A 20881-nucleotide genomic window follows, 5' to 3' on the forward strand; every position below is an offset into this window, starting at 1 on the left:
GATCCGCTTCGCTCGAAGATGCTCAGCTCGCGAGAACGCGATTCGTCGGGAAGGTGATGCGGATCAGCGTACCTTGTCCGACTGCGCTGTCGATCGCAAAGGCGGCGCGGTTGGCCTCGACCAGGGCCTTGGTCAGCGGCAGGCCGAGACCTGTCCCGTCGCTTCTCGGCTTGCTCGACGTGGCGAGCTGCCGGAACGGCTTCAGCGCCGTCTCGATGTCCTTTTCCGACATGCCGACGCCGGTGTCGCGGATCCTGAGCGCTACCTCGCCCTGCTCTTCCATCGCCGTCGAGACGATGACCTGGCCACCAGCAAGCGTGAACTTGATCGCATTGGAGACGAGGTTCAGCACGATCTGCCGGATCGAGCGCGGATCGGCGACGATGCTCGGCACCTGGCTGGACAGGCTGGTGCGAATGATGATCCGCTCGCGATTGGCCTGCGGCTGCATCAGGGCCACGCACTCCATCACGATCTCGTTCAGCGATACCGCTTCGAAGGAAAGGTCGAGCTTGCCGGCCTCGATCTTGGAGAGATCGAGCAGATCGTTCAGAAGGCTCATCAGATGCGCGCCGGACACATGGATATCGCGCAGATATTCCTTGTAGCGCTCGGTACCGATCGGCCCGAAACGCTCCTCCATCATCACTTCGGAAAAGCCGATGATGGCATTGAGCGGCGTGCGGATTTCATGGCTGATCTTGGCGAGGAAGTCCGATTTCTGCATCGACGCGGTCTCGGCCGTGCGCCGGGCCGTGATCAGTTCCTCCTCGGCATTCTTCCACTGCGTGATGTCGCGCAGAACCGCACAGAACTTGCCCGTATCACCGAGGCGGCCCATCGTCATGAAGAGCGGGATCAAACCGCCCTGCGGCACGCGCCCGATCACCTCGCGGCCATCATTGAGGACGCTGGCGACACCGTTGCTGGCAAGACCATCGAGATAGTCGAGCGCGGATTTCCAGCTCTCCTCGGCGAGAAGGTCCGTGAAGGGCAGCCCGGCAACCCGCGCTGCATCGATGCCGAACAGGGCCTCGGCGCTGTGGTTGATGCGCTCGATGCGTCCTTCGCGATCGATCACGACAACACCGTCCGTCGCCGTATCGAGGATCAGTTCCAGCTCGACGATCTTCTGCTCGGACAGCGCCAATTGCGCCTCGATTGCCGCGATGACGGCTAATGCCGCATCACTGGCGGGTGCGGCGGACGGCTCTGGAACAGACGCGACAACGGGTTCGACCAAGGCGGCGTCGATCGTCACCTCCGCCGGCGCCTCAGGAACAGCGGCCACGACCTCGGCCTCAGGCGGGGTCGGCACCGGGAGCGCGACGGGCTCGGGCTGTTCCGGCTCGGCTTTCGGCGTTGCGGCAGCGACCGGCGCACCGAGCGCCGCGGCGATGCGGCGGAACGCATCCTGCTCGGGCGGGCTCAGCCGCTCCGTTTCCACCGTCGAAGCACGCGAGAGACGCACGACATTGGACGGCGGGGCCGACGGCGCCTCCACCGGCTCATCAATGGCCGGGGGTGCAATGGCCGGCACAGGCGTTTCGACGACCGCCTCGGCCGGCGCGCGGTGTTCGATCGGACGGATGACGCCGAAGCCGCGATAGCCCTCGAACTGACGGTCCCGCGCAAAGGCCGGCAAGGCGGCGAGATCGACGGCGACGCGCACACCGGAACCATCGACTGACCAATCGAGCGTCACGCCGCTCCATGGTTGGCGCCGCGCGATGAGGGCCGCGATCTCGCCCGCGCGATCGAGCCCGCGGGCGGCCGCGACATTGCTCCAGGACATGCCGACGATCGCGCCGGATCGGGGCCCGACCACCGCCGCGAATTCGGGCGAAACCAGGATGAAGCGCCCGTCCTGATCCATCTGGAAAACAAACCGCACCGGGCCGGCCGGCTGCTCGAATTGAAACGCCGCTTCTCTATCGGTCGTCTCGGCCGGCACAGCGGACGGCGGTTCGGCTGTCGCGCTTTGCTCAATAGAGGCAGGCACATCGATATCGGCCGATGGAACTGGCTCTTCGGCCGCCGCAAGCAGATCGACAGGCAGCGATGGCGCGACGATCTCCGGAGAGGCCGGAGCGCTCTGTTCATCGCCCTCGGTCTCGTTCTCGGCTCCTTCGCTCGCCTGAACCTGAGTTTCATCCGGGCTCGCGACGGGTTCGGCCTCGGCCATCGGCTCCGGGCGCGCAGAGACAGGCTCCACGACGATCCGCTCGGCCGGTCCGACCACGAGGAGATGGAATATGCCCTCCGGCGCCTCGAACCGCGCAAGACCGGCGGCCCGGCGGCTGTCGTCGATGCGGAAGGCGCGCTTGACCAGTGGTCCGCCGCCCTGCTCCATCGCGGCGGCGAGTTCGGCAATAGCGGCCTCGCCGGCCGAGAGCACGCCGAAGCCACCCGACGCCGCGATCACCTCGCCATCATCGTCGAGCACGGCGATGAGGCAGTCCTCGGCCGCAATCGCCTCGACGAGCGATTCGGCACGCTCCCCAAGCGCCTGCACCCTGCCCCGCTCGCCATCGAGCGTCATGAGCACGGCCGCGACGCCATCCGGCAGGATCAGCCGCATGCAGGACGCGGCAAGGTTCAGCAGACGGCCGCCGGTTGCGAAACTGATCCGCTCCATGCGCGCGACATCGACGGGCGCCTGTCGCGCGAGACGCGCGATCTGGTCAGTCGAGGGCAGCGTCGCGGAAAAATGGCGATCGAGCAGCGTTGCCATGTCGGCGGCGCCGAAGAAGCGCATGCCGGCCGCGTTCGCCCAGAGCAAGCGCCGGCCGTCGGCCGCCCAAAGCAGGGTCGGTCGTTCGGACAAGAGCGCCGCCCCGACCGGCGGCAATGCCGCCAGATCGAGATAGGCATGATTGCGCCCGCTCATCGCCACCTGGGCCACCTTGCTCCACCTGCGCCACCGGCCGTTCCGGCTCCTGAGAAAGCCGGACGGAGCTTAAGGTCGCGCTAAGACGTCGTCGGAAACATCGCGATCCTTAACAATATCCTAATAGACCGCCGGTGTTTCGCGGTCCACGCACGGGCGGCCTGGACGGCGGACTCTTCTGCGGTTTGGTTAATCACGGCCAGCTGTCTTTCGATCGTCGCCTGCAAGCGCTATGCTCCCCACAGCCAGCGAGGGAGGAAACCGATGGCCGACAAGACCGCGTTCGAGATTCCAGAACAGATGCGCGCCTTCGCCGACAAGAGCGTCGACCAGGCCAAGAAGGCGTTCGACGACTTCATGAACGCGACCGTCAAGGCCGTCGACAAGGTCGAGACCTCGACCAAGTCGCTGCAGGAAGGCGCGCTCGACGTCAACCGCAAGGCCCTCGGCTACATTGAGGAGAACATCGCCGCCTCGTTCGACTTCGCGCAGAAGATGGTGCGGGTCAAGACGATCGAGGAGCTCGGCGAGCTGCAGCAGAGCTTCCTGAAGCAGCAGGTCGAGTCGGTGCAGGCGCAAGGCAAAAACATGACTGAGATACTCGGCAAAGTAGCAGGACAAGCTGCACATAAGTCCGAGCGTTGAGCGGACGCGCCGCAACGAGCCGACAGCGGAAAAGTCCGGAATCGATGCGCCATGGCGCATCGATCGCCTTTGAATTGCGCTTCCTGCCAGTGAATGAGGCGACAGCGCCGTCATAAATTCGACAAGCGCAGAAAACGGCGCATTTTGCGCGAACATTCTATCGCCTTGAAACGTCTCGGCTTTTGTGCGTTGCAAAATAATGTTGCAATGCACCAACAACCTGCGCTATGTATTGATCGAAGTCGATCGGGGCGTTGGATTGATCGGTTGATACCGTCAAGGCTAGTGCAGCTCCGAGAAACGGCAGTTCAGCCCAAGGAGCGCCCCAATGTCCGAAACATCTGCCCCCAAGACCGTGAAAGCCGCCGCCGCCAAGACCGCCAAGGCGTTCGAAGCCCCGTTCGAGGCTTTCAATGTGACCATCCCGAACGTCGAGATTCCGGCGGCCTTCCGCGAATTCGCCGAGAAGTCGGTGAACAGCAGCAAGGAAGCCTACGCCAAGTTCAAGACGGCGGCTGAAGAGGCCACCGAGGTCTTCGAGGACAGCTACGAGACCACGCGCGCCAGCACGCTCGAGTTCGGCCACAAGTCCCTCGATGCCGCCAAGACCAATGTCGACGCTGCCTTCACCCTCGCCAGGGATCTCCTCTCGGCCAAGACCTTCGCCGAAGTGATCGAGCTTCAGACCGCCTTTGCCCGCAAGCAGGCTGAGACGCTGGCCGCCCAGGTCAAGGATTTCCAGGCCCTCTCGCAGAAGCTGACGACCGATGCTTCGCGTCCGGTCAAGGAAGGCGTCGAGAAGGCCATGAAGGCGTTCAAGCTCAACTGAGCCGCCGACAGCCAGACACGATCGAATGCAAGGGGCCCGGACATCGTCCGGGCCTTTTTCTGTGCATAGTGCACGTCCAGCCGACGATCACTCTGGAAAATTCCCGCTTTCGCCCTTGAATCGCGGCGGCTTTGCTTCTAGGTTCCGCACGCTTTCGAATAGGCAGCTGTAGCTCAGTTGGTTAGAGCGTCGGATTGTGGCTCCGAAGGTCGGTGGTTCGAGCCCACCCAGCTGTACCATTCGCCACGCACCTCCCCCACATCGTTGAATTGACGATTTCGCCCCCCACGGCGAACTGGGAGCGTTTCTGCACCTCGTGACGCCTCCACCAATGTGGCCGCCCTCGCCTGACCGGGGACAGAGGCGCGCGTGGAGACGAGCATATCGCGCGATACCCGAACTGCCTGAGACGCAGGTCGCCTCAGGCAGTCTGATTGCCGATGCCGCCGCAGTTTGACACGATGCGGCAGCGATTTGAGGATCAGGCTCATGGCACGACGCATCGGGACACGGACATTGGCGCTGCATGGTGGCGCGGGACCGGCAAAGCCGGGCGATCCCGTCTCTCCGCTGATCGTGACGGCGACCAGTTTTCACACCGAGCCCGACGCGATCGGATTCTCGGCCAACGATCTCGCCGGCACGCCGCCCCCCTTCTATACCCGCTGGGGCAATCCGACCGTGCAACTGCTCGAAGACCGGCTGACGGCGCTGGAAGGCGGCGCCGGCACCGTGGCTTTTGGGAGCGGCATGGCCGCGATCTCGGCGCTGTTCCTGTCGCGCCTTTCCGCCGGAGACCATCTCGTCCTCTCCAATGTCTGCTATGCCGGCGTCGCCGAGCTGGCGCAGGATATCCTGCCGCGCTTCGGCATTACGGCGACATTGGTCGATACCTCGAATACGGACGCGGTCGCAGCCGCGATCAGGCCCGGCGTGACGCGGCTCGTCCATATCGAGACGCCCGCCAATCCGATCCTGCGCCTCAGCGACATTGCGGCGATCGCCGATATCGCCCATGGCGCAGGTGTTGCCCTATCGGTCGATTCGACCATCGCCACGCCGATCGCGACGCAACCGCTCTCGCTCGGCGCCGATTATGTCGTGCATTCGCTGACCAAATATATCTGCGGCCATGGCGACGCGTTGGGCGGCTCCGTGACGGTGCGCGATGCCGATCAGTTGGCGCCGCTGCGAAGCGGAGCGCTGATCCATCATGGCGGCGCGCTGTCGCCCTTCGCCGCCTGGCTGCTGCTGCGCGGCCTGGAGACCTTACCGGGCCGCATGAGCCTTCATGAGGCCAATGCGCGGATCCTTGCGCACTTCCTCTCCCAGCACCGATCCGTGAAGAGCGTGCTTTGGCCAGGCCTCGACAGTCATCCGCAGGCGGAACTCACCGCCCGGCAGATGCGCAACGCCTCCGGCCTGCTCTCCTTCACCGTCCAAGGCGACAGCAAGGCACTCGCCGACAGGCTGGCGCGAGACCTGAAGGTCATCGCCTATGCAGTGTCGCTTGGGAAGACCAAGAGCCTGCTGTTCTACATTCCGACCGAGGACATCCTACGCTCGTCCTTCCGCCTCGAAGGCGAGGCGGCGGCCTCGTACCGGGCGATCGCGGGAAGCGGCGTGTTCCGCTTCTCCGTCGGACTGGAGGATCAGGACGATCTCATCGACGATCTCGCGCGCTGCCTTGATTGACGGGCCGGCTGGTCAGGTCCCCGTCGCCCGTCGCCGCTCGCGCTCCCGCTTTGTCGCGTCGCTGACGAGGGCGCCCTGCTCGTCCAGCACGACGCCATAGTCGCGCAACGCCCCTTCCCGCGAGACATAGCCATCGCGCACATCCTCGCGGACGCGCTCGGCGGGACGGTCGAGCGCATCGCCCCAGCCACCACCGCCGCCGCGGATCGTTTCCAGCCGTCCGCGCGGCGGAAGGCGGTGTTGGAAAGCCGCCTCGGGGACCTCGACGGCGCTCTCTTCGTCGTCGCGCAGCAGCACGCGGTTGGCGCCGCCATCACCACCGCCGGCATAACCGCGCGACGTGTTGCGGACGCCATCCATCATCACGCTGTTCCGCGTCTCCGTCAGGTGCTCGACGACCGTCTCGAGCCCCGGCGCGCCGCGCCAATAGCCGGGTCCGGTCCTGTCGGGGATATATTCGTGCTTCACGATCCGGCTCGGATACTGGATCTCCGTCATCTCGATCGAGGGCGTCGTGACGCCCGTCATCAAAGGCGCATAGAGGCCCCAGCCATCGGTGCCGTAGGCCGCGCCCGCCCCGCCGGTGAAGCCGAGGAAATTCAGCTGAACCCACATGCGCCCATCGGCGTAATTCCCGAAGGAGAAGGCGAGCGGGTTCTTGTGGCAATTGACGCCGACGCGCTGCGGCGCGAGCCCGCCGATCGCAAGCAGCACGACCTCGGCGATCTCGGCGCCGGAGACGCAGGTGCAATTACCGACTGGCGCGGGACGCCTCGGATTGACGACCGTGCCTTCGGGCGCGATCACCTTGACCGGCGCCATATAGCCCTCGTTGATCGGGATATCCTCGTCGCAACAGCCCGCGACTGCGAGGAAGACGAAGGACAGCGTGTTGGCGATCGGGCTGTTGATGAAGCCTTGCACCTGCGGCGCCGTGCCGGTGAAGTCCAGCGTCAGGTCCGAGCCCTTCACGATCGCCTTGCAGGCGATGCGGATATCCCTGCCGCCGGCATAGTCGTGGTCGACGAACGTCTCGGCCGAGAATTCGCCGTCCGGCCAGCTCGCGATCTCGGCCCGCACGCGCTTTTCGGCATAGTCGATGTTCGACTGCAGCGCCTTGCGAACCACTGGCAGGGTGTAGCGGTCGAGCAGTTCACCGATGCGCCGCGATGCGAGACCGCACGCGCCGATCATCGATTCGAGATCGCCCTGTACCCAATGGGCCAGCCGATTATTGCCGACGATGAGATCGAAAGCGTCGCGCCGTCGCTCGCCACGGCTCACGATCTTGAGCGGCGGCATGACGAGACCGTCCTGCCAGATGTCGCGCGCATGCGGATTGTATCCGCCAGCGACCGGCCCACCGACATCGCCCATATGGGCGCGTACCGCCGGAAAGAGCACCGGCTTGCGATCATGAAAGACCGGCGCGATCACGACGAGATCGGGAATATGCGTGCCGCCATCATAGGGATCACTGGCGAGAATCACGTCGCCCGGCTGAAGGTCGTATTTGAAGGCCTCGATGGCCCGGTCTACCGCCATCACCACGGCATAGAGATGGAGCGTGCAGCCCGGCGACTGGGCGACCAGACGCGATTTCTGGCCATCGAACTCGAAGATCGCGGTGGTGAAATCATGCGCTTCGTTGAACACGGGCGAGCGCGCCGTGCGGGTCACGGTCGCGCTCATTTCGTCGGCAATGGTGTTGAGCGAACCGCCGATGATCTGCGAGAGGATCAGGTCACGTTTCGTCATCAAGGTCGCCTGCATAGCGAGGATAGGTGAAGCGCAGCAATGCGCCATCGGGAATCGGGCCACCGGTCACGCAGTCGAGCGGCGTTTCGCGGTCGCCCTCGACCAGGACGAGCGCGCCACAGGCGTGGCCGGACCGCTGCGGCACGATGGCGGCCGCCTCGAGATCGCCGCGTCGATTGCGGACGAGTACATCGATGGCGCCCATCGGCGAACGCTCGCGAAAGAGAACCTCGAAGCCATCGCGCGCTTCGAGGATTTCCGCCGATGGCAGCAGGCGGTGACCAGCCAGGACGGGCGAGCCCCAGCCGGCACCCGATATGGCAAAGCCAGGATCGAGAGCAAATGGCGGATTGTCCTCGCGCGAGCCGATCGGCGCAAACAGAACGATGGCCGGCGCGGGGCCGTCGATCGGGGCCATGCCGTCGCCATCGCCCTGAAGCATGGCGCGGACGAGCCCGGCAACGGCATGACCCGTCACGAGATCGGAAAGGCCGGTTGCCGAGGGAAGGATGGGGTCGACAATGCTCCCGCGTTCCGCCCGAACCTCGAGGCGATCGAGAACGCCGTCATTGAGCGCGACGTCGTCGAGCATTTCGGCCACGGCGGCGACCAGCACATAGCCCCGCACATGCCAACGCGTGATGTTGTAAGGTTCGGCGACCTGCGGATTTGAACCAACGAAATCAGCCAGAAGCGTTCCGCCCTCCGCGGAGAGCCGCAGCTTCAATGCGATCGGGTTGGAGCCGATTCGCTCGATTGTCGTCGCACCGGCGCGCTCCATGCCGTTCCATCGCGACAGATAAGTGCCGACAAGCCGCCGGCCATGGTCGATGGCGTCGTCGATCGCGCCCTCGACCGCCTGCCGGCCGCGATCCCGCAGCAGCGTATCGAGATTGCGCCCGGCGGCGCGGAGCGCAGAAACGATCGCCTCGATATCCGAGCGGACGAGGTCGGCGGCGCGGCTATTGCGGAGCAGAAACCGCAGTATGTCACGCTGGAGCACGCCATTGCGATAGAGCTTCACCGGCGTGACCCGTATGGCCTCCTGCCAGGTCTCGCTCGCGGTCGGGTGCAACGTGCCCGGATATTCGCCGGCGAGATCAGCGAGTTCGGCGCGAATGGCGGGGAAGAGGACCAGTTCGCCCTCGTGAAAGAAGGGAGCGAGGAAGGTCAGAACCTGCGGTGTCGATCCGCCGCTATAGGGATCGCCCACCACCACGATGTCGCCATCAGCGAGATCGAAAGCGAAATAGTCGATCAGCGCCGCCGCGCTGGCACGGATCAGATAGGAGTGGCTGGCGTCGAACTGCACTTGCGCGGCGATGCGCGGCGCGCCGGTCAATGCAGCGACGGCATAGCGCCGCCCCTCGGCGAGGCCTTTGGAGCGGGCCGTCCGTGCCACCGTATCGGACATTTCCCGGACGATCGCCGCGAGCCTGCTATAGACAACCTGAGACCTGATCATCCGGGGAACCGCTCCGGCTCGAGCGTAGCCTTGCGGTTCCGCGCCGCCTGGCCGATCTCGATGATGATGTTGCCATAGGCGTCGATCAGGCATTCATGACCGGGATGAACGACGATGGTCGTGCCCCATTGCTCGATGATCGCCGGCCCCTCGATGAAATTGCCGGGCTTCAGCAGCGCGCCGTCATAGACCGATGCTTCCAGCGCCTCGACGTCGAAATGAACCGGCCGGACATTCTTCAGCGCCACCGACGGATCCTCGTCGCCGAAATCCGCCGCCGGCAAGCGCGGCTTCTCGCGCACGCCGATCAGATCGACGCGCAGCGTGAGAATCTCCACCGGCTGGGCCAGGTCCTTGTGCGCGAACAGCCTTTCATGCAGGGCGTGGAAATCTGCGATGGTCGCGTCGAGATTCAGCCGGGTGATGCGGCGGGTACGCGCGCGGACCGGCACGGTCACCTCATGCACCTCGCCGGCATAATGCAGGTCGAGGCTGCGGCGAACATCGAAGTTGCGGACGAGCGACTGGGTCGAGAGCCGCTGGCGGGCGCGCGCTTCAATCTCCTGGAAGGCATCGTTCAGCGCTTCGAAATCGACCGTTTCCGCCAATCCAATATGGGTCCGTGCCTCGCTGACGCGGAGATCCGCCACCGTGTCGCCGAGCGCGCAGAAGACCGGCGCGAGACTCGGCACGATCACGGTCTGGATGCCGAGTTCCTCGGCCTGCTTGCCCACGTGAAGCGCGCCGGCGCCACCGGCCGCGACAAGCGCGAATTGCTGCGGATCATGGCCGCGCTTGGTGGTGACGAGCCGCGTCGCATTGGCCATGTTGTTGTTGACGATCTCCGAGATGGCGAGCGCCGCCTCGACCACCGACAGGCCGAGCGGCTCGGCGATCTCATGCAGGATCGCGTCCTCGGCCGCCTTGCGGTCGAGCTGCATTTCTCCGCCCAGGAAGAAATCCGGATTGAGCAGCCCGAGAACGACATTGGCGTCGGTGACGGTCGGGCGCGTGCCGCCGCGGCCATAGCAGGCCGGTCCCGGATTGGAGCCGGCGCTGGCGGGGCCGACCTGCAGGGCGCCGCCGGCATCGATCCAGGCGATCGACCCGCCACCGGCACCGATCGTATGGATATCGAGCATGGGCAGCGCGATCCGGTAGCGCCCGATCCAGCTCTCGGTCGTGACGGCCGGGCGCAGGCTCTCGATCAGCGCGATATCGTAGCTCGTGCCGCCCATGTCGACGGTGATCAGGTTGGGATAGCCCGCGATCTCGCCGAGAAAGCTGCCCGCCGTCACGCCACCGGCCGGGCCCGAGAGCAGCCCGTTCACGGCAAAGCTGCCGGCCTCGCCCGCCGACTGCACGCCGCCATTCGACTGGATGACAAAGAGCTCGCCACCAAAGCCGCGCTCGCGCAAACGGCTTTCCAGATGAGTGAGATAAGCGTTCATGCGCGGCCCGACAAAGGCATTCACCACCGTCGTCGAGACCCGTTCGAACTCGCGGATTTCGGGCAGAACCTCCGAGGAGAGCGACAGGAACGCCTCCGGCATGACCTCCCTGACGATCTCGGCAACACGCCGCTCATGCGCGGGATTGACGAAGGAGAAGAGGAAGCACACGGCGACCGCCTCGATGCCCTCGGCCCGGAAGCCGGCCAGCGCCGCGCGAACCTCGTTTTCGTCGAGCGGCGTCAGCACCGTGCCCTTGTGATCGACACGCTCGCTGACACCAATCCGGTAGCGGCGCGGCACGATGGCATACGGCGCCTTCAGACGTGGGTCGAAGACGCTCTCCTTGTAGGAACGGCGAAACTCGATCTCGTCGCGAAAGCCGGAGGTGGTGATCAGGCCGACCTTGGCGCCGTCATATTCGAGCAGTGAGTTCGTCGCGACCGTGGTGCCGTGGACGATCAGTGGCAGTTCGGCGAGGAGTTGATCGAGATCCATACCGAGATCGGCGGCAAGGCGCGCGAGCGCCGTCAGCACGCCGTCGGACTGGTCGCGGGTCGAAGGCGTCTTGGTGGCGTGGATCTTGCCGTCGGGTCCGACGGCGACGAGGTCGGTAAAGGTGCCGCCGACATCGATGCCGACAATCCATCTGCTCATTCTGAACTACCTTGCAACACAGGTTCGCCAGGACCGCTCAAGGCCTGGAATGACATTCGAAGCTTGCCGACCCCGTCCGCTATGCCCCTCCAGGACACGAAGATCCGGCCCAACTGCGCCATGGCGAGTGCCATGCCCTCGGTTCATCGGCCAAGGCGGATTGGCGAAAAGCCACGCGAATTTTAGTGTAGCAAAAATTCTCCGAGTCTCCACACGCAGCGACGCTCACAGAGGGTCGGCGCGACGGCGTGTTGGAGAGGCCGGCCACCACAGGCTGAAAATCAAGCGCCCCACCAGACAGCTCCGGCCGGATCGCCTGGCGAACTGGTCGTCAGACGTCGAAATCGTCACGGTCGAACAGTTGCGCCATGCTCTGGTCAGAACTGTCGAGATGGCGCAACAGCCGATCGACGGAGGCGTCCGGATCACGCGCCACGAGAGCGTCGAAGATCGCCTGGTGTTCGGTCAAGGTAGCATCGGCGCGCCCCATCGCCGGGAGCGCCATGTAGCGGGTGCGGTCGATCTGCGCCTTGGCGCCGTCGATCATCCTCCAGAGACGGGGAAAGCCCGAGAGATCGCAGATATAAGCGTGGAAACGGTCGTCGAGATCGAGAAGGCGCTCGAAATCCCGTGCTTCGACCGCCCGCCTCTGCTGCGTCATCAGCATGTCGATCTCGTCAATATGCCTCGCCTCGATCCGCGAGGCAGCGAGACGAATGCCCTCGATCTCCAGAGCGCGGCGGATCAGCCGGCCCTCCTCCCAGCGAACACGGTCGATCGACGACACATAGGTGCCGGCCTGCGGACGGATAACCACCAGTCCATCGGCCGCGAGCTGCCGCACCGCCTCGCGCAGGGGCGAACGTGACACGTCGAACCGCTTCGTCACCAGCGCCTCCGGAATGACGTCGCCCGGACGAAGCCGCCAGTTCGTGATCGCGTGACGCAACAACAGGTAGACCTGCTCGCCGATCGGGCGCGAACGATCGATCTCCGCTCCCGGCGGGAACGGATCGGCTCCGCCCGACAGGCCGGGCGCCTTACTTCTTTTCGGGTCGGACAGCGCAATCGCCATTGACACCCCCTAACTAGGATCCTAGCATCATAGCCAGAATAAGAGAGCCGTCTACGGTTCAATAACAAGCTTATAAAAGCTCTGAGTAACCGGGTTGGAAATTGTCGCCTAAGTCGAGGCAACTGACGCCACAATCTCAAATATAATACCTGTTCTAGTGCTCGCATGAATGCTGTCACGTTCACAGCAATCGCGTTCTTGCGCACACTTGATAGGCAATACAATGAAATCGATGGATCGGACTTGTCGTGCTCGTCTTTGGAGCATGCCTGGTCGTAAATAATCGTGCGGAGGAATTATGTCTGACGGATTCTCGGGTCTCGGTATGCATCTCGGCAATCTCTCGCGATTGTCCCATGCCAAGACCCGCTCGATCAGCCCGGAGAACTTCACCGGCGAGAAGGGCAAGGGCGGGATGGCGCTCGAGGGAACCGGCGCGATCCATGCGCGCGGCCTCGGCAAGGACGGCAAGGGCCAGGGCTGGAAGGTTTCGCCCTCGATCTCGATTGCGGCCGGAGAAACGCGCGTTCTCGCCGACATCGATGGTCCGGGAGCGATCCAGCAGATCTGGTGCGTCGTTTCGAATGTGCGCTGGCGCAACCTGATCCTGCGGATCTACTGGGACGACCAGGAGAATCCTTCAGTCGAATCGCCACTCGGCGATTTCTTTGCATCGGGCTGGAACCGTTTCGCGCAGGTTTCCTCGCTGGCCGTGTGCGTCAATCCGGGCCGCGCCTTCAATTGTTACTGGGAGATGCCCTTCCGCAAGCGGGCGCGCGTCACGCTTGAGAACCGCGATCCCGATGAATCGGTGATCCTCTACTATCAGATCAACTATGCGCTGACGGATGTTCCGGCAGACGCGGCCTACTTCCACGCCCATTTTCGCAGGACCAATCCGCTTCCCTTCGGCGAAGACTATGTGATCCTCGACGGCATCAAGGGTCAGGGCCACTATGTCGGCACCTATATGGCCTGGGGTGTCAACAATGCCGGCTGGTGGGGCGAAGGCGAAATCAAGTTCTTCCTTGATGGCGACAAGGAATTCCCGACGATCTGCGGCACGGGAACCGAGGATTATTTCTGCGGCGCCTATAATTTCGACGGCGGCGTGATCGATCCCAACATGACGAGCGCCTATAGGGAATTCACGACGCCCTATGCTGGCCTGCCGCAAGTACTCCGCCCCGACGGAACCTATCAGTCCCAGACCCGTTTCGGCATGTATCGCTGGCATATCGCCGATCCGATCCGCTTCGAGAACGACATCAAGGTGACGATCCAGGCGATCGGCTGGCGGACGGAAAAGAAGGATCGGCGTTACCTTCCGTTGCAGGACGATATCGCTTCCGTTGCCTTTTGGTATCAGGCGTTGCCCACGGCACCGTTCCCCGCCCTCCCCGGCAACGATTACCTCGAGATCATCTGACCGGCCGCGACCGCGATCAGTCGCGGTGAGCGCATTCGACGGAAATGACCCGTCTCCTTCGGAACATCCGAAGGAGACGGGAAACAGTACGAAGGGACGGGTCCCGGATGAGACTGCTGAGCCAGATCGCCACGCGACTGATTTCCTATTTTCTCGTGATCGCCTTCGGCCTGACCACGATTTTCTTCGTGCCCCGCTTCGCGCCGAACGATCCGGTCGAGGCCATGCTGGCCAAGGTCTCGTCGACCGGCTCGTTCATGGACGCGGCGCAATCCGACGCCCTGCGCGCCTCGCTGACCGATGCCTTCGGCCTGCAGGGCTCGCTGCTCGAGCAATATGGACGCTTCGTGAAGCGCGTCCTGCTCACCGGCGATTTCGGGCCGTCACTCGCCATGTACCCGACACCGGTCAGCGAACTGATCGGGCGGGCCTTGCCCTGGACCTTCGGTCTGCTGCTGTCCTCGACGCTGATCGCCTGGGTACTCGGCAATTTCGTCGGGCTTCTCGCGGGATGGCGGCCGAACAAGGCATCATCGCGGATCATGGAGGCCGTGGCGATCACGATCTATCCGATCCCCTACTACATCCTGGCGCTCGTTCTCTCGATCCTGTTCAGCTACATCTGGACGGTCTTTCCGCTCACGACCTCCGTGCACGGGGCACCCTGGTCGTGGGCCTTCGTGAAGAGCGTCGTCTGGAACTCGATCCTCCCGGCTGCCTCGATCGTCATCGTCGTCTTCGGCTGGTGGGTGATCAGCGTCAAGGCGCAGACCACGGCGCTCGCTGAAGAAGAATTCATCCGCTACGCCCGGCTCAAGGGCCTCTCCGATCGGCGGATCATCACGCGGTATATTCTGCCCAACGCGATCCTGCCGCAGATCACCTTCCTGGCGCTGCAGATCGGACTGATGTTCAACGGGTCGATCGTCACCGAGATCCTGTTCGAATATCCGGGCCTCGGCCACCTGATCTACACCGCCGTGATCCAGGGTGACTACAACCTCCTCATGGGCACGATCAGCCTGTCGATCGTCGCGGTCGCCACCGCGACCATGATCATCGACCTGATCTACCCGCTCCTCGATCCGCGCATCCGGGCGAGATGATCATCATGCGCAAGTTCAAGATTCCCGAAATCGGCTCGTTTCGCCTCGGCCTGGGCCTCGTCCTGCTCTTCATCTTCGTGGTGCTCGGCGTCATCCTGCCCTGGTTTGCGCCAACCAACCCGCTCACCTGGTACAAATCCCCGCGCAACCAGGGCGCCAGCCTGCATCATCTGCTGGGCACCACCAATCTGGGCCAGGACATCTTCTGGCTGCTGACCTGGGCCTTGCAGAATTCGCTCGTGCTCGGCCTCAGCGTCGCCTTCTTCTCGACGCTGATCGGCGTCTTCGCCGGCCTTGCCGCGGGCTATGCCGGCGGCTGGGTCGACCGGGTACTTTCCTTCCTGATGGATGCGCTGCTCTGCATTCCGAGCCTGCCCATCCTCATCCTGCTCGCGGCGCTTTTCGGCGGACAATTGTCGCTGCCGGTCGTCGGCATGGCGCTGGTGCTGTTCAACTGGCCCTATCCGGGACGGCAGGTGCGCGCCGTGGCGCTCACCATGCGCGAGCGCGAGTTCGTCAATGTCGCCTGGTTCTCCGGTGAATCGAGCCTGCGCATCCTGGGGCGGCATGTCTTCCCCTATATTGCGGGCTGGTCGGCGGCGAACTTCATCAACACCGTGCTCGTCGGCATCGCCACCGAAACGAGCCTCGCCGTCATCGGCCTTTCGAGCGCGCAGCAGGCGACGATCGGCACGATGATCTATTGGGCGCTCAAATATCAGGCGCTTCTCTCGCAGCGTTATCTCTGGGTCGGCGCGCCGGTGCTTTCCATCGTGCTGATGTTCATCGCGCTGTTCCTGGTTTCCTCGGGCCTCGCCATCCGGTCCGCCGCACGGAGGATCGGCTGAGATGATCGAGATCAAGAACCTGCGTGCGGGCTATGGCCGGCCGGATGCCTTCATTCCCGCCGTCGACGATATCAGCCTGACCATCGGCGATAACGAGATCATCGGCATTGCCGGCGAATCCGGCTCCGGCAAGTCGACGCTGCTGCGGACGATCTATGGCGACTTCACCGGCGGATTGAAGCTGCGCGACGGATCGGTGACGGGCCATTTCAAAGATCCAGAGACCGGCCGGCCGCTGGTCTGCGAAAGCTCCACCTTTCAGAAGCTCTGGTGGGATGTGATCTCCTATGTGCCGCAAGGCTCGATGAGCGTGCTGAACCCGATCATGAAGATCGAGAAGCAGGTGACCGACGGCTTGCCGGCGCGGGAAAAGCGTGGCTCGCGGCAGGAACTGCGCAGCCGCCTCGCCAGCTTCCTTGCCGGCTTCGGCCTGCCCGAGACGGTGCTCGATTCCTATCCACACCAGCTCTCGGGCGGCATGCGCCAGCGCGTGCTCGTCGCGATCGCGGCCTTCGTCAATCCGCAACTGATCCTGGCCGACGAACCGACCACCGCGCTCGACGTCGTCGTGCAAAAGCGCATCCTGCTCATGCTCGTCGAAATCCAGCGCCGGCTGAAGAACACGCTGGTGCTGGTCTCGCACGATCTCGGCGTCCACTACCAGATCACCGACCGCATCGCGATCGCCTACAAGGGCAAGATCGTCGAGGTCGGGCCGACCGACGAGGTCTTCTCAAACCCGCAGCACGACTACACCAAGGCGCTGATCGCGGCCCTGCCCCGGATCGGCCAGCCCCGCCAGGAGACAGCCCGTGGCGCTGTCGGCGTGATCGTATGAGAGGCGAGATGACTGACGCCCCCGTCCTCGATATCCGCGCCGTCCGCAAGGTCTACAAGGCCGGCGGGCTGTTCTCCGCCAAGACGCTCAACGCCGTCGACAATGTCTCGATCACGCTCGACCCGAAGCCGCAGGTCTTCTCCATCGTCGGCGAATCCGGCTCCGGCAAGACGACGCTGGCGCGCATGGTGCTGCGCCTGGTCGAGCCGACCGAAGGCACGATCAGCCTGCTCGGCCGGCCGCTCGCCGGCAAGGGCGTGGAACGGATCAGCGATTTCGAGTTTCGCCGTCTGGTGCAACCGATTTTCCAGAATCCGTTCGAGGCCTTCAGCGCCTATCTGCCGATCGAGAGCTATCTGATCCGGACGGCGCTCAATCTGAAGATCGCGCCGAACGAGGCGGGCGCCAAAGAGGTCGCCGATGGCGCGCTGCGGTCCGTCGGGCTCTCCTATGAACGCATTCGCGGCAAATATATCCGCCAGTTCTCGGGCGGCGAATTGCAGCGCCTCAGCATTGCCCGCGCGCTCATTCCCAATCCGCGCCTGATCGTCGCCGACGAGCCGGTCTCCATGGTCGACGCCTCGCTGCGCATGAGCATCGTCAACCTGTTCAAGCAGATCAAGGAAGAGAAGGACGTCTCCTTCGTCTACATCACGCATGATCTGTCGACGGCCTATTACCTGTCCGACACTGTCGTGATCATGAACAAGGGCCGCATCGTCGATGCCGGCAAGCCCCAGGACATACTGAACAATCCCACCGAGGCCTATACGCGCGAACTGATGGACGCGATCCCGCGTCTCGGTGAGCGCTGGCCGGAGATCGACCTCTTGAAGGCGGCTGAGGAGACGCCTTCCAGGACAGCGCCGATGAGATCGCGCGGCTGAAGAAGACTGAAGAAACATAACCCGGAGGAGAACGAAATGTCCGAGACGAGGAACAGATCCGGTATTCGAAGCGGCGGCATCGCCGTCTTCGGAGCCGCGGCACTGATGGTTGGCTCCATGCTCGCAGGCGTGCCGGCGCTCGCCCAGGAGATGACCGATGTCGGAACGCCGCGCGACCAGACGCTGATCGTCGACATGCTGAATGCGCGTGTCGCCAATCCGAACACGATGAACCCCTACCAGCAGGGCGTCACCATCAACCAGGGCCTGCACCAGATGGCGGAAGCCCTGATGTGGGACATCGATACGGCATCGGGCAAGCAGATCCCCGATCTGGCCGCCGACATGCCGGAAGCGCTGAATTCCGACTACACGAAGTTCAAGGTCAAGCTGCGCCAAGGGCTGACCTGGAGCGATGGCAAGCCCTTCACCGCCGACGACGTCGTCTTCACCGCCGACATGATCGCCAAGACCAGCGGCATCGCCTACAGCGCCGCCTTCAACAATGCGATCAAGAAGTTCACCAAGGTCGACGACTACACGGTCGAGATCGAGACGACGAAGCCGACGCCGCGCCTGCCGATCGTGCTCGGCTCGCTGATCTACGGCAACCCCTTCCATGTCGTGCCGAAGCATGTCTGGGAGAAGGTAGACCCCGCGACGTTCTCGAACTTCCCGCCCGTGACGATCAGCGCCTACAAATACAAGTCGAGCGACCCGAACGGCTCGTGGTTCCTGTGGGAGAAGCGCGAGGACTGGAAGAATTCGGATGTCGGCCAGATCGTCGGCGAGCCGAAGGCGCAATATGTGCTGTTCCGCTCCTATGGCACCGAGGAAAAGCGTGTCCTCGCCATGGCGCAGAACAATATGGACATTCTGACGGATATCTCGCCGGAAAGCCTCGACATCCTGCGCAAGCAGAATCCGAACGTCCATGCCTGGTATGACGGCTTCCCCTACGCCAATCTGGACGATCCCTGCGAACGCGGCATCCACTTCAACACGAGCAAGGCGCCCTACGACAAGGCGGAGACCCGCTGGGCTCTGGCGCTGGCGATCAACCTGCAGCAGGCGAGCATCGCGACCTTCTCGGGCATGCTGCGGGCGTCCCCGCTCGGCATGCCGCCGACCAGCGTGCTGATGAAGACCTATCACAAGCCCATGGTGCCGTGGCTGACCGACTTCGCGCTGTCGGACGGCTACAAGCCCTTCGACCCGGACTATGCGGTGAAGCTCGCCGACCAGCTCCGCTCGGAAGGCGCCACCGATATCCCGACCGATCCCGACAAGGTTCGCGATCTGCTCGGCGTCGGCTGGTGGAAGTTCGATCCGGACGAGGCCTCGAAGCTTCTGACGGCGCAGGGCTTCAAGAAGGATGGCGACAAGTGGCAGACGCCGGACGGCAAGCCCTGGACGATCACCATCAACGCGCCCGCCGATTTCGAGGTCCAGTCGCAGCGCCTCGCCTTCGCGGTCGCCAATGAATGGAATGCCTTCGGTATCGAGACCAACGTCCAGCAGATGCAGGACGGACCGTTCTTCACCGCCGAGAACACCGGCAACTATGAAGTCGGCTCCTATTGGGGCTCGTCCTGCGGCATCGTTCCCGACCCGTTCGTCCGCATGGAAGGATGGCACAAGGACTATGTTCGTCCCAACGGCACGGCAACCTCGTCCAATCAGGGTCGCTACTCGAACGACGAACTGAGCGCGTTGATCGACAAGCTGCGGACCGTCCCGTCGGAAGATCCGCAGGTGGTCGAGATCGGTACGGACATCCTCAAGGAACTCGTGAAGGGCCTGCCCTCGATCGAGATGTTCGGAACGTCGAAGTTCGTGCCCGTGAACGAGACCTACTGGACCAACTATCCGAGCGCCACGAACTATTATGAAGGTCCGTGGTGGTGGTGGTCGAACTTCAAGTTCATCGCCGCCAAGATCGAGCCCAAGGCAAAGTAGCCCGCGGCTGCGCCAGAGTTGAACCAGACGAGGTGAGCGGCATGCCGCTCACCTTTTTTCATGGGCACATGGGAAGAAGAGATCGCTCGGTAGAAGCCGGGCATGGATCGGCTGCGCCATCAGATAGAAGTAGCGTCCCCTCGCCCTCCAGCATTATCGTGCAGGGAGTATTCCGGAATCGAGCCGCCGGCCACGGCCAGCCAGAGCACTGGCAAGGCCGGCGCAGTCAGCCAGAGGCGAGGCGTGCGATCGTTGACCAAGGCCGTGTCGGGACGTCACTTCGGTTGGAACGGCTTTGCGTTCCTGGTCGTGCTGATGGGGTTCTGCATTTCGGCCAAAGCCGAGGACACGGACGGACCCGTCAAGCTGGAGATCGTCGGCGGGCTTGATGCCGTCACCCAATATACCAAGCTGGAACAACCCTTCTGGGAGAAGGAGATCGAGCAGCGCTCGAACGGACGCATCAAGGCCACGATCCGTCCGCTCGACAGCAGCGGCCTGCGCGGCCAGGAAATGCTCCAGCTGATGCGCCTCGGCGTGGTGCCTTTCGGCACGGCGCTCGCAGCGGTCGTCGCCGGCGACGAGCCCGAGTTCAATGCGCTCGACCTGCCGATCCTCAACCCCGACATGGCGACGCTCCGCAAGACGGCCGACGCCTTTCGTGGCCGGCTCAGCACCCTGCTGCGCGAGCGTTACGATATCGAGCTTCTGGGAATCTACACCTACCCGGCGCAGGTCGCCTTCTGCGTCTCCGACTTTTCCGGTCTCGACGACCTCTCCGGCCGCAGGGTCCGCACCTCGTCGGTCGGCCAGTCCGAGCTGATGACGGCGCTCGGTGCCGTTCCGGTGCAACTCCCCTTCGCGGAGGTCGCGTCGGCACTGCGCGACGGCGTGGTCGACTGCGCGATCACTGGCACGCTCAGCGGTTATGAGATCGGTCTCGATCAATATACGACGCATGTCCACGCCATGGCGCTCAGCTGGGGGCTGTCATTCTTCGGCGCCAATGTCACGACCTGGCAGGCACTGCCGCCGGCGGATCGCGAGATCATCAGGGCCGGTGTCGCCGATCTCGAAAAGCGCATCTGGGCACAGGCCGAGCAGGATACCGAGCGGGGCCTTGCCTGCAACACTGGCGCATCGCTGTGCGGGCCCGCACCCGCGCGGCCGATGACGCTGGTGCCGACGTCGAAGGCCGATGCCGAGCGACGGCGGCAACTGCTTTCCGAGGTGGTGCTTCCCCGATGGATCGCGCGGTGCGGCGACGCCTGCGCGCAGGACTGGAACAGCTATCTCGCCGCCGTCCACGACATCAAGGTCGGCGCAGAGTGACCCCCTTCCTGGCGCGG

At 63.9% G+C, this 20881-nt stretch carries 15 protein-coding genes and 1 tRNA gene; 11 read left to right on the forward strand and 5 right to left on the reverse strand.

Annotation, left to right across the window (positions count from 1 at the left end):
- Nucleotides 1–22 precede the first annotated feature (22 nt).
- Nucleotides 23–2890, reverse strand: coding sequence for an ATP-binding protein (locus tag QO014_RS12315; RefSeq protein ID WP_307258116.1), 2868 nt, complete (start codon nt 2888–2890; stop codon nt 23–25).
- Between the two features lie 264 nt (nt 2891–3154).
- Here QO014_RS12315 and QO014_RS12320 point away from each other — a divergent pair, with 264 nt between their 5' ends.
- The 4 genes from QO014_RS12320 (at nt 3155) to QO014_RS12335 (ending at nt 6059) form a co-directional block, all read left to right on the forward strand.
- Nucleotides 3155–3535 carry a phasin family protein gene (locus tag QO014_RS12320; protein WP_266349002.1) on the forward strand — a complete coding sequence of 127 codons (381 nt, stop codon included), beginning with the start codon at nt 3155–3157 and terminating at the stop codon, nt 3533–3535.
- A 328-nt stretch (nt 3536–3863) separates the two neighbouring features.
- Entirely contained in the window at nt 3864–4364 is a 501-nt protein-coding gene (locus QO014_RS12325) for a phasin (protein WP_266349003.1), read from the forward strand.
- Nucleotides 4365–4526: 162 nt separating this feature from the next.
- Nucleotides 4527–4603 (forward strand) — tRNA-His (locus tag QO014_RS12330).
- 250 nt (nt 4604–4853) lie between these two features.
- Nucleotides 4854–6059 (forward strand): trans-sulfuration enzyme family protein, encoded by a 1206-nt coding sequence (locus QO014_RS12335; RefSeq protein ID WP_266349004.1) that lies wholly within the window; start codon nt 4854–4856, stop codon nt 6057–6059.
- A 12-nt stretch (nt 6060–6071) separates the two neighbouring features.
- On the opposite strand, the gene QO014_RS12340 is transcribed toward QO014_RS12335, so the two are convergent.
- The 4 genes from QO014_RS12340 to QO014_RS12355 form a co-directional block, all read right to left on the reverse strand.
- Nucleotides 6072–7817, reverse strand: coding sequence for a hydantoinase B/oxoprolinase family protein (locus QO014_RS12340; protein ID WP_266349005.1), 1746 nt, complete (start codon nt 7815–7817; stop codon nt 6072–6074).
- Nucleotides 7804–9375: a hydantoinase B/oxoprolinase family protein gene (locus QO014_RS12345; RefSeq protein WP_307258118.1), complete on the reverse strand. Its 1572-nt coding sequence runs from the start codon at nt 9373–9375 to the stop codon at nt 7804–7806. Before QO014_RS12345 ends, QO014_RS12340 begins: the two co-directional genes overlap by 14 nt.
- A complete protein-coding gene (locus QO014_RS12350; protein WP_266349007.1) occupies nt 9279–11390 on the reverse strand; it encodes a hydantoinase/oxoprolinase family protein in 2112 nt (703 codons plus the stop codon). The genes QO014_RS12345 and QO014_RS12350 overlap by 97 nt, the downstream gene beginning before the upstream one ends.
- 331 nt (nt 11391–11721) lie before the next feature.
- On the reverse strand, nt 11722–12465 hold the full coding sequence (locus tag QO014_RS12355) for a GntR family transcriptional regulator (RefSeq protein WP_266349008.1): 744 nt from the start codon (nt 12463–12465) through the stop codon (nt 11722–11724).
- A gap of 298 nt (nt 12466–12763) precedes the next feature.
- On the opposite strand from QO014_RS12355, the gene QO014_RS12360 reads away from it, so the two are divergent.
- The 7 genes from QO014_RS12360 to QO014_RS12390 all read left to right on the forward strand — a co-directional run bounded on the left by QO014_RS12360 (nt 12764) and on the right by QO014_RS12390 (nt 20864).
- Entirely contained in the window at nt 12764–13894 is a 1131-nt protein-coding gene (locus tag QO014_RS12360) for a glycoside hydrolase family 172 protein (protein WP_266349009.1), read from the forward strand.
- Nucleotides 13895–14001: 107 nt separating this feature from the next.
- Entirely contained in the window at nt 14002–15000 is a 999-nt protein-coding gene (locus tag QO014_RS12365) for an ABC transporter permease (protein ID WP_266349010.1), read from the forward strand.
- Between the two features lie 5 nt (nt 15001–15005).
- Nucleotides 15006–15848 (forward strand): ABC transporter permease, encoded by an 843-nt coding sequence (locus QO014_RS12370; RefSeq protein WP_266349011.1) that lies wholly within the window; start codon nt 15006–15008, stop codon nt 15846–15848.
- A 1-nt stretch (nt 15849) separates the two neighbouring features.
- Nucleotides 15850–16686, forward strand: a complete 837-nt coding sequence (locus tag QO014_RS12375) for an ABC transporter ATP-binding protein (RefSeq protein WP_266349012.1) — start codon at nt 15850–15852, stop codon at nt 16684–16686.
- Nucleotides 16687–16694: 8 nt separating this feature from the next.
- A complete protein-coding gene (locus QO014_RS12380; protein WP_266349013.1) occupies nt 16695–17573 on the forward strand; it encodes an ABC transporter ATP-binding protein in 879 nt (292 codons plus the stop codon).
- 36 nt (nt 17574–17609) lie between these two features.
- Nucleotides 17610–19532, forward strand: a complete 1923-nt coding sequence (locus tag QO014_RS12385) for an ABC transporter substrate-binding protein (protein ID WP_266349014.1) — start codon at nt 17610–17612, stop codon at nt 19530–19532.
- A gap of 252 nt (nt 19533–19784) precedes the next feature.
- Nucleotides 19785–20864: a TRAP transporter substrate-binding protein gene (locus QO014_RS12390; protein ID WP_266349015.1), complete on the forward strand. Its 1080-nt coding sequence runs from the start codon at nt 19785–19787 to the stop codon at nt 20862–20864.
- Nucleotides 20865–20881 lie beyond the last annotated feature (17 nt).

It is taken from the genome of Kaistia dalseonensis (assembly GCF_030814715.1).
Classification (GTDB): domain Bacteria; phylum Pseudomonadota; class Alphaproteobacteria; order Rhizobiales; family Kaistiaceae; genus Kaistia; species Kaistia dalseonensis.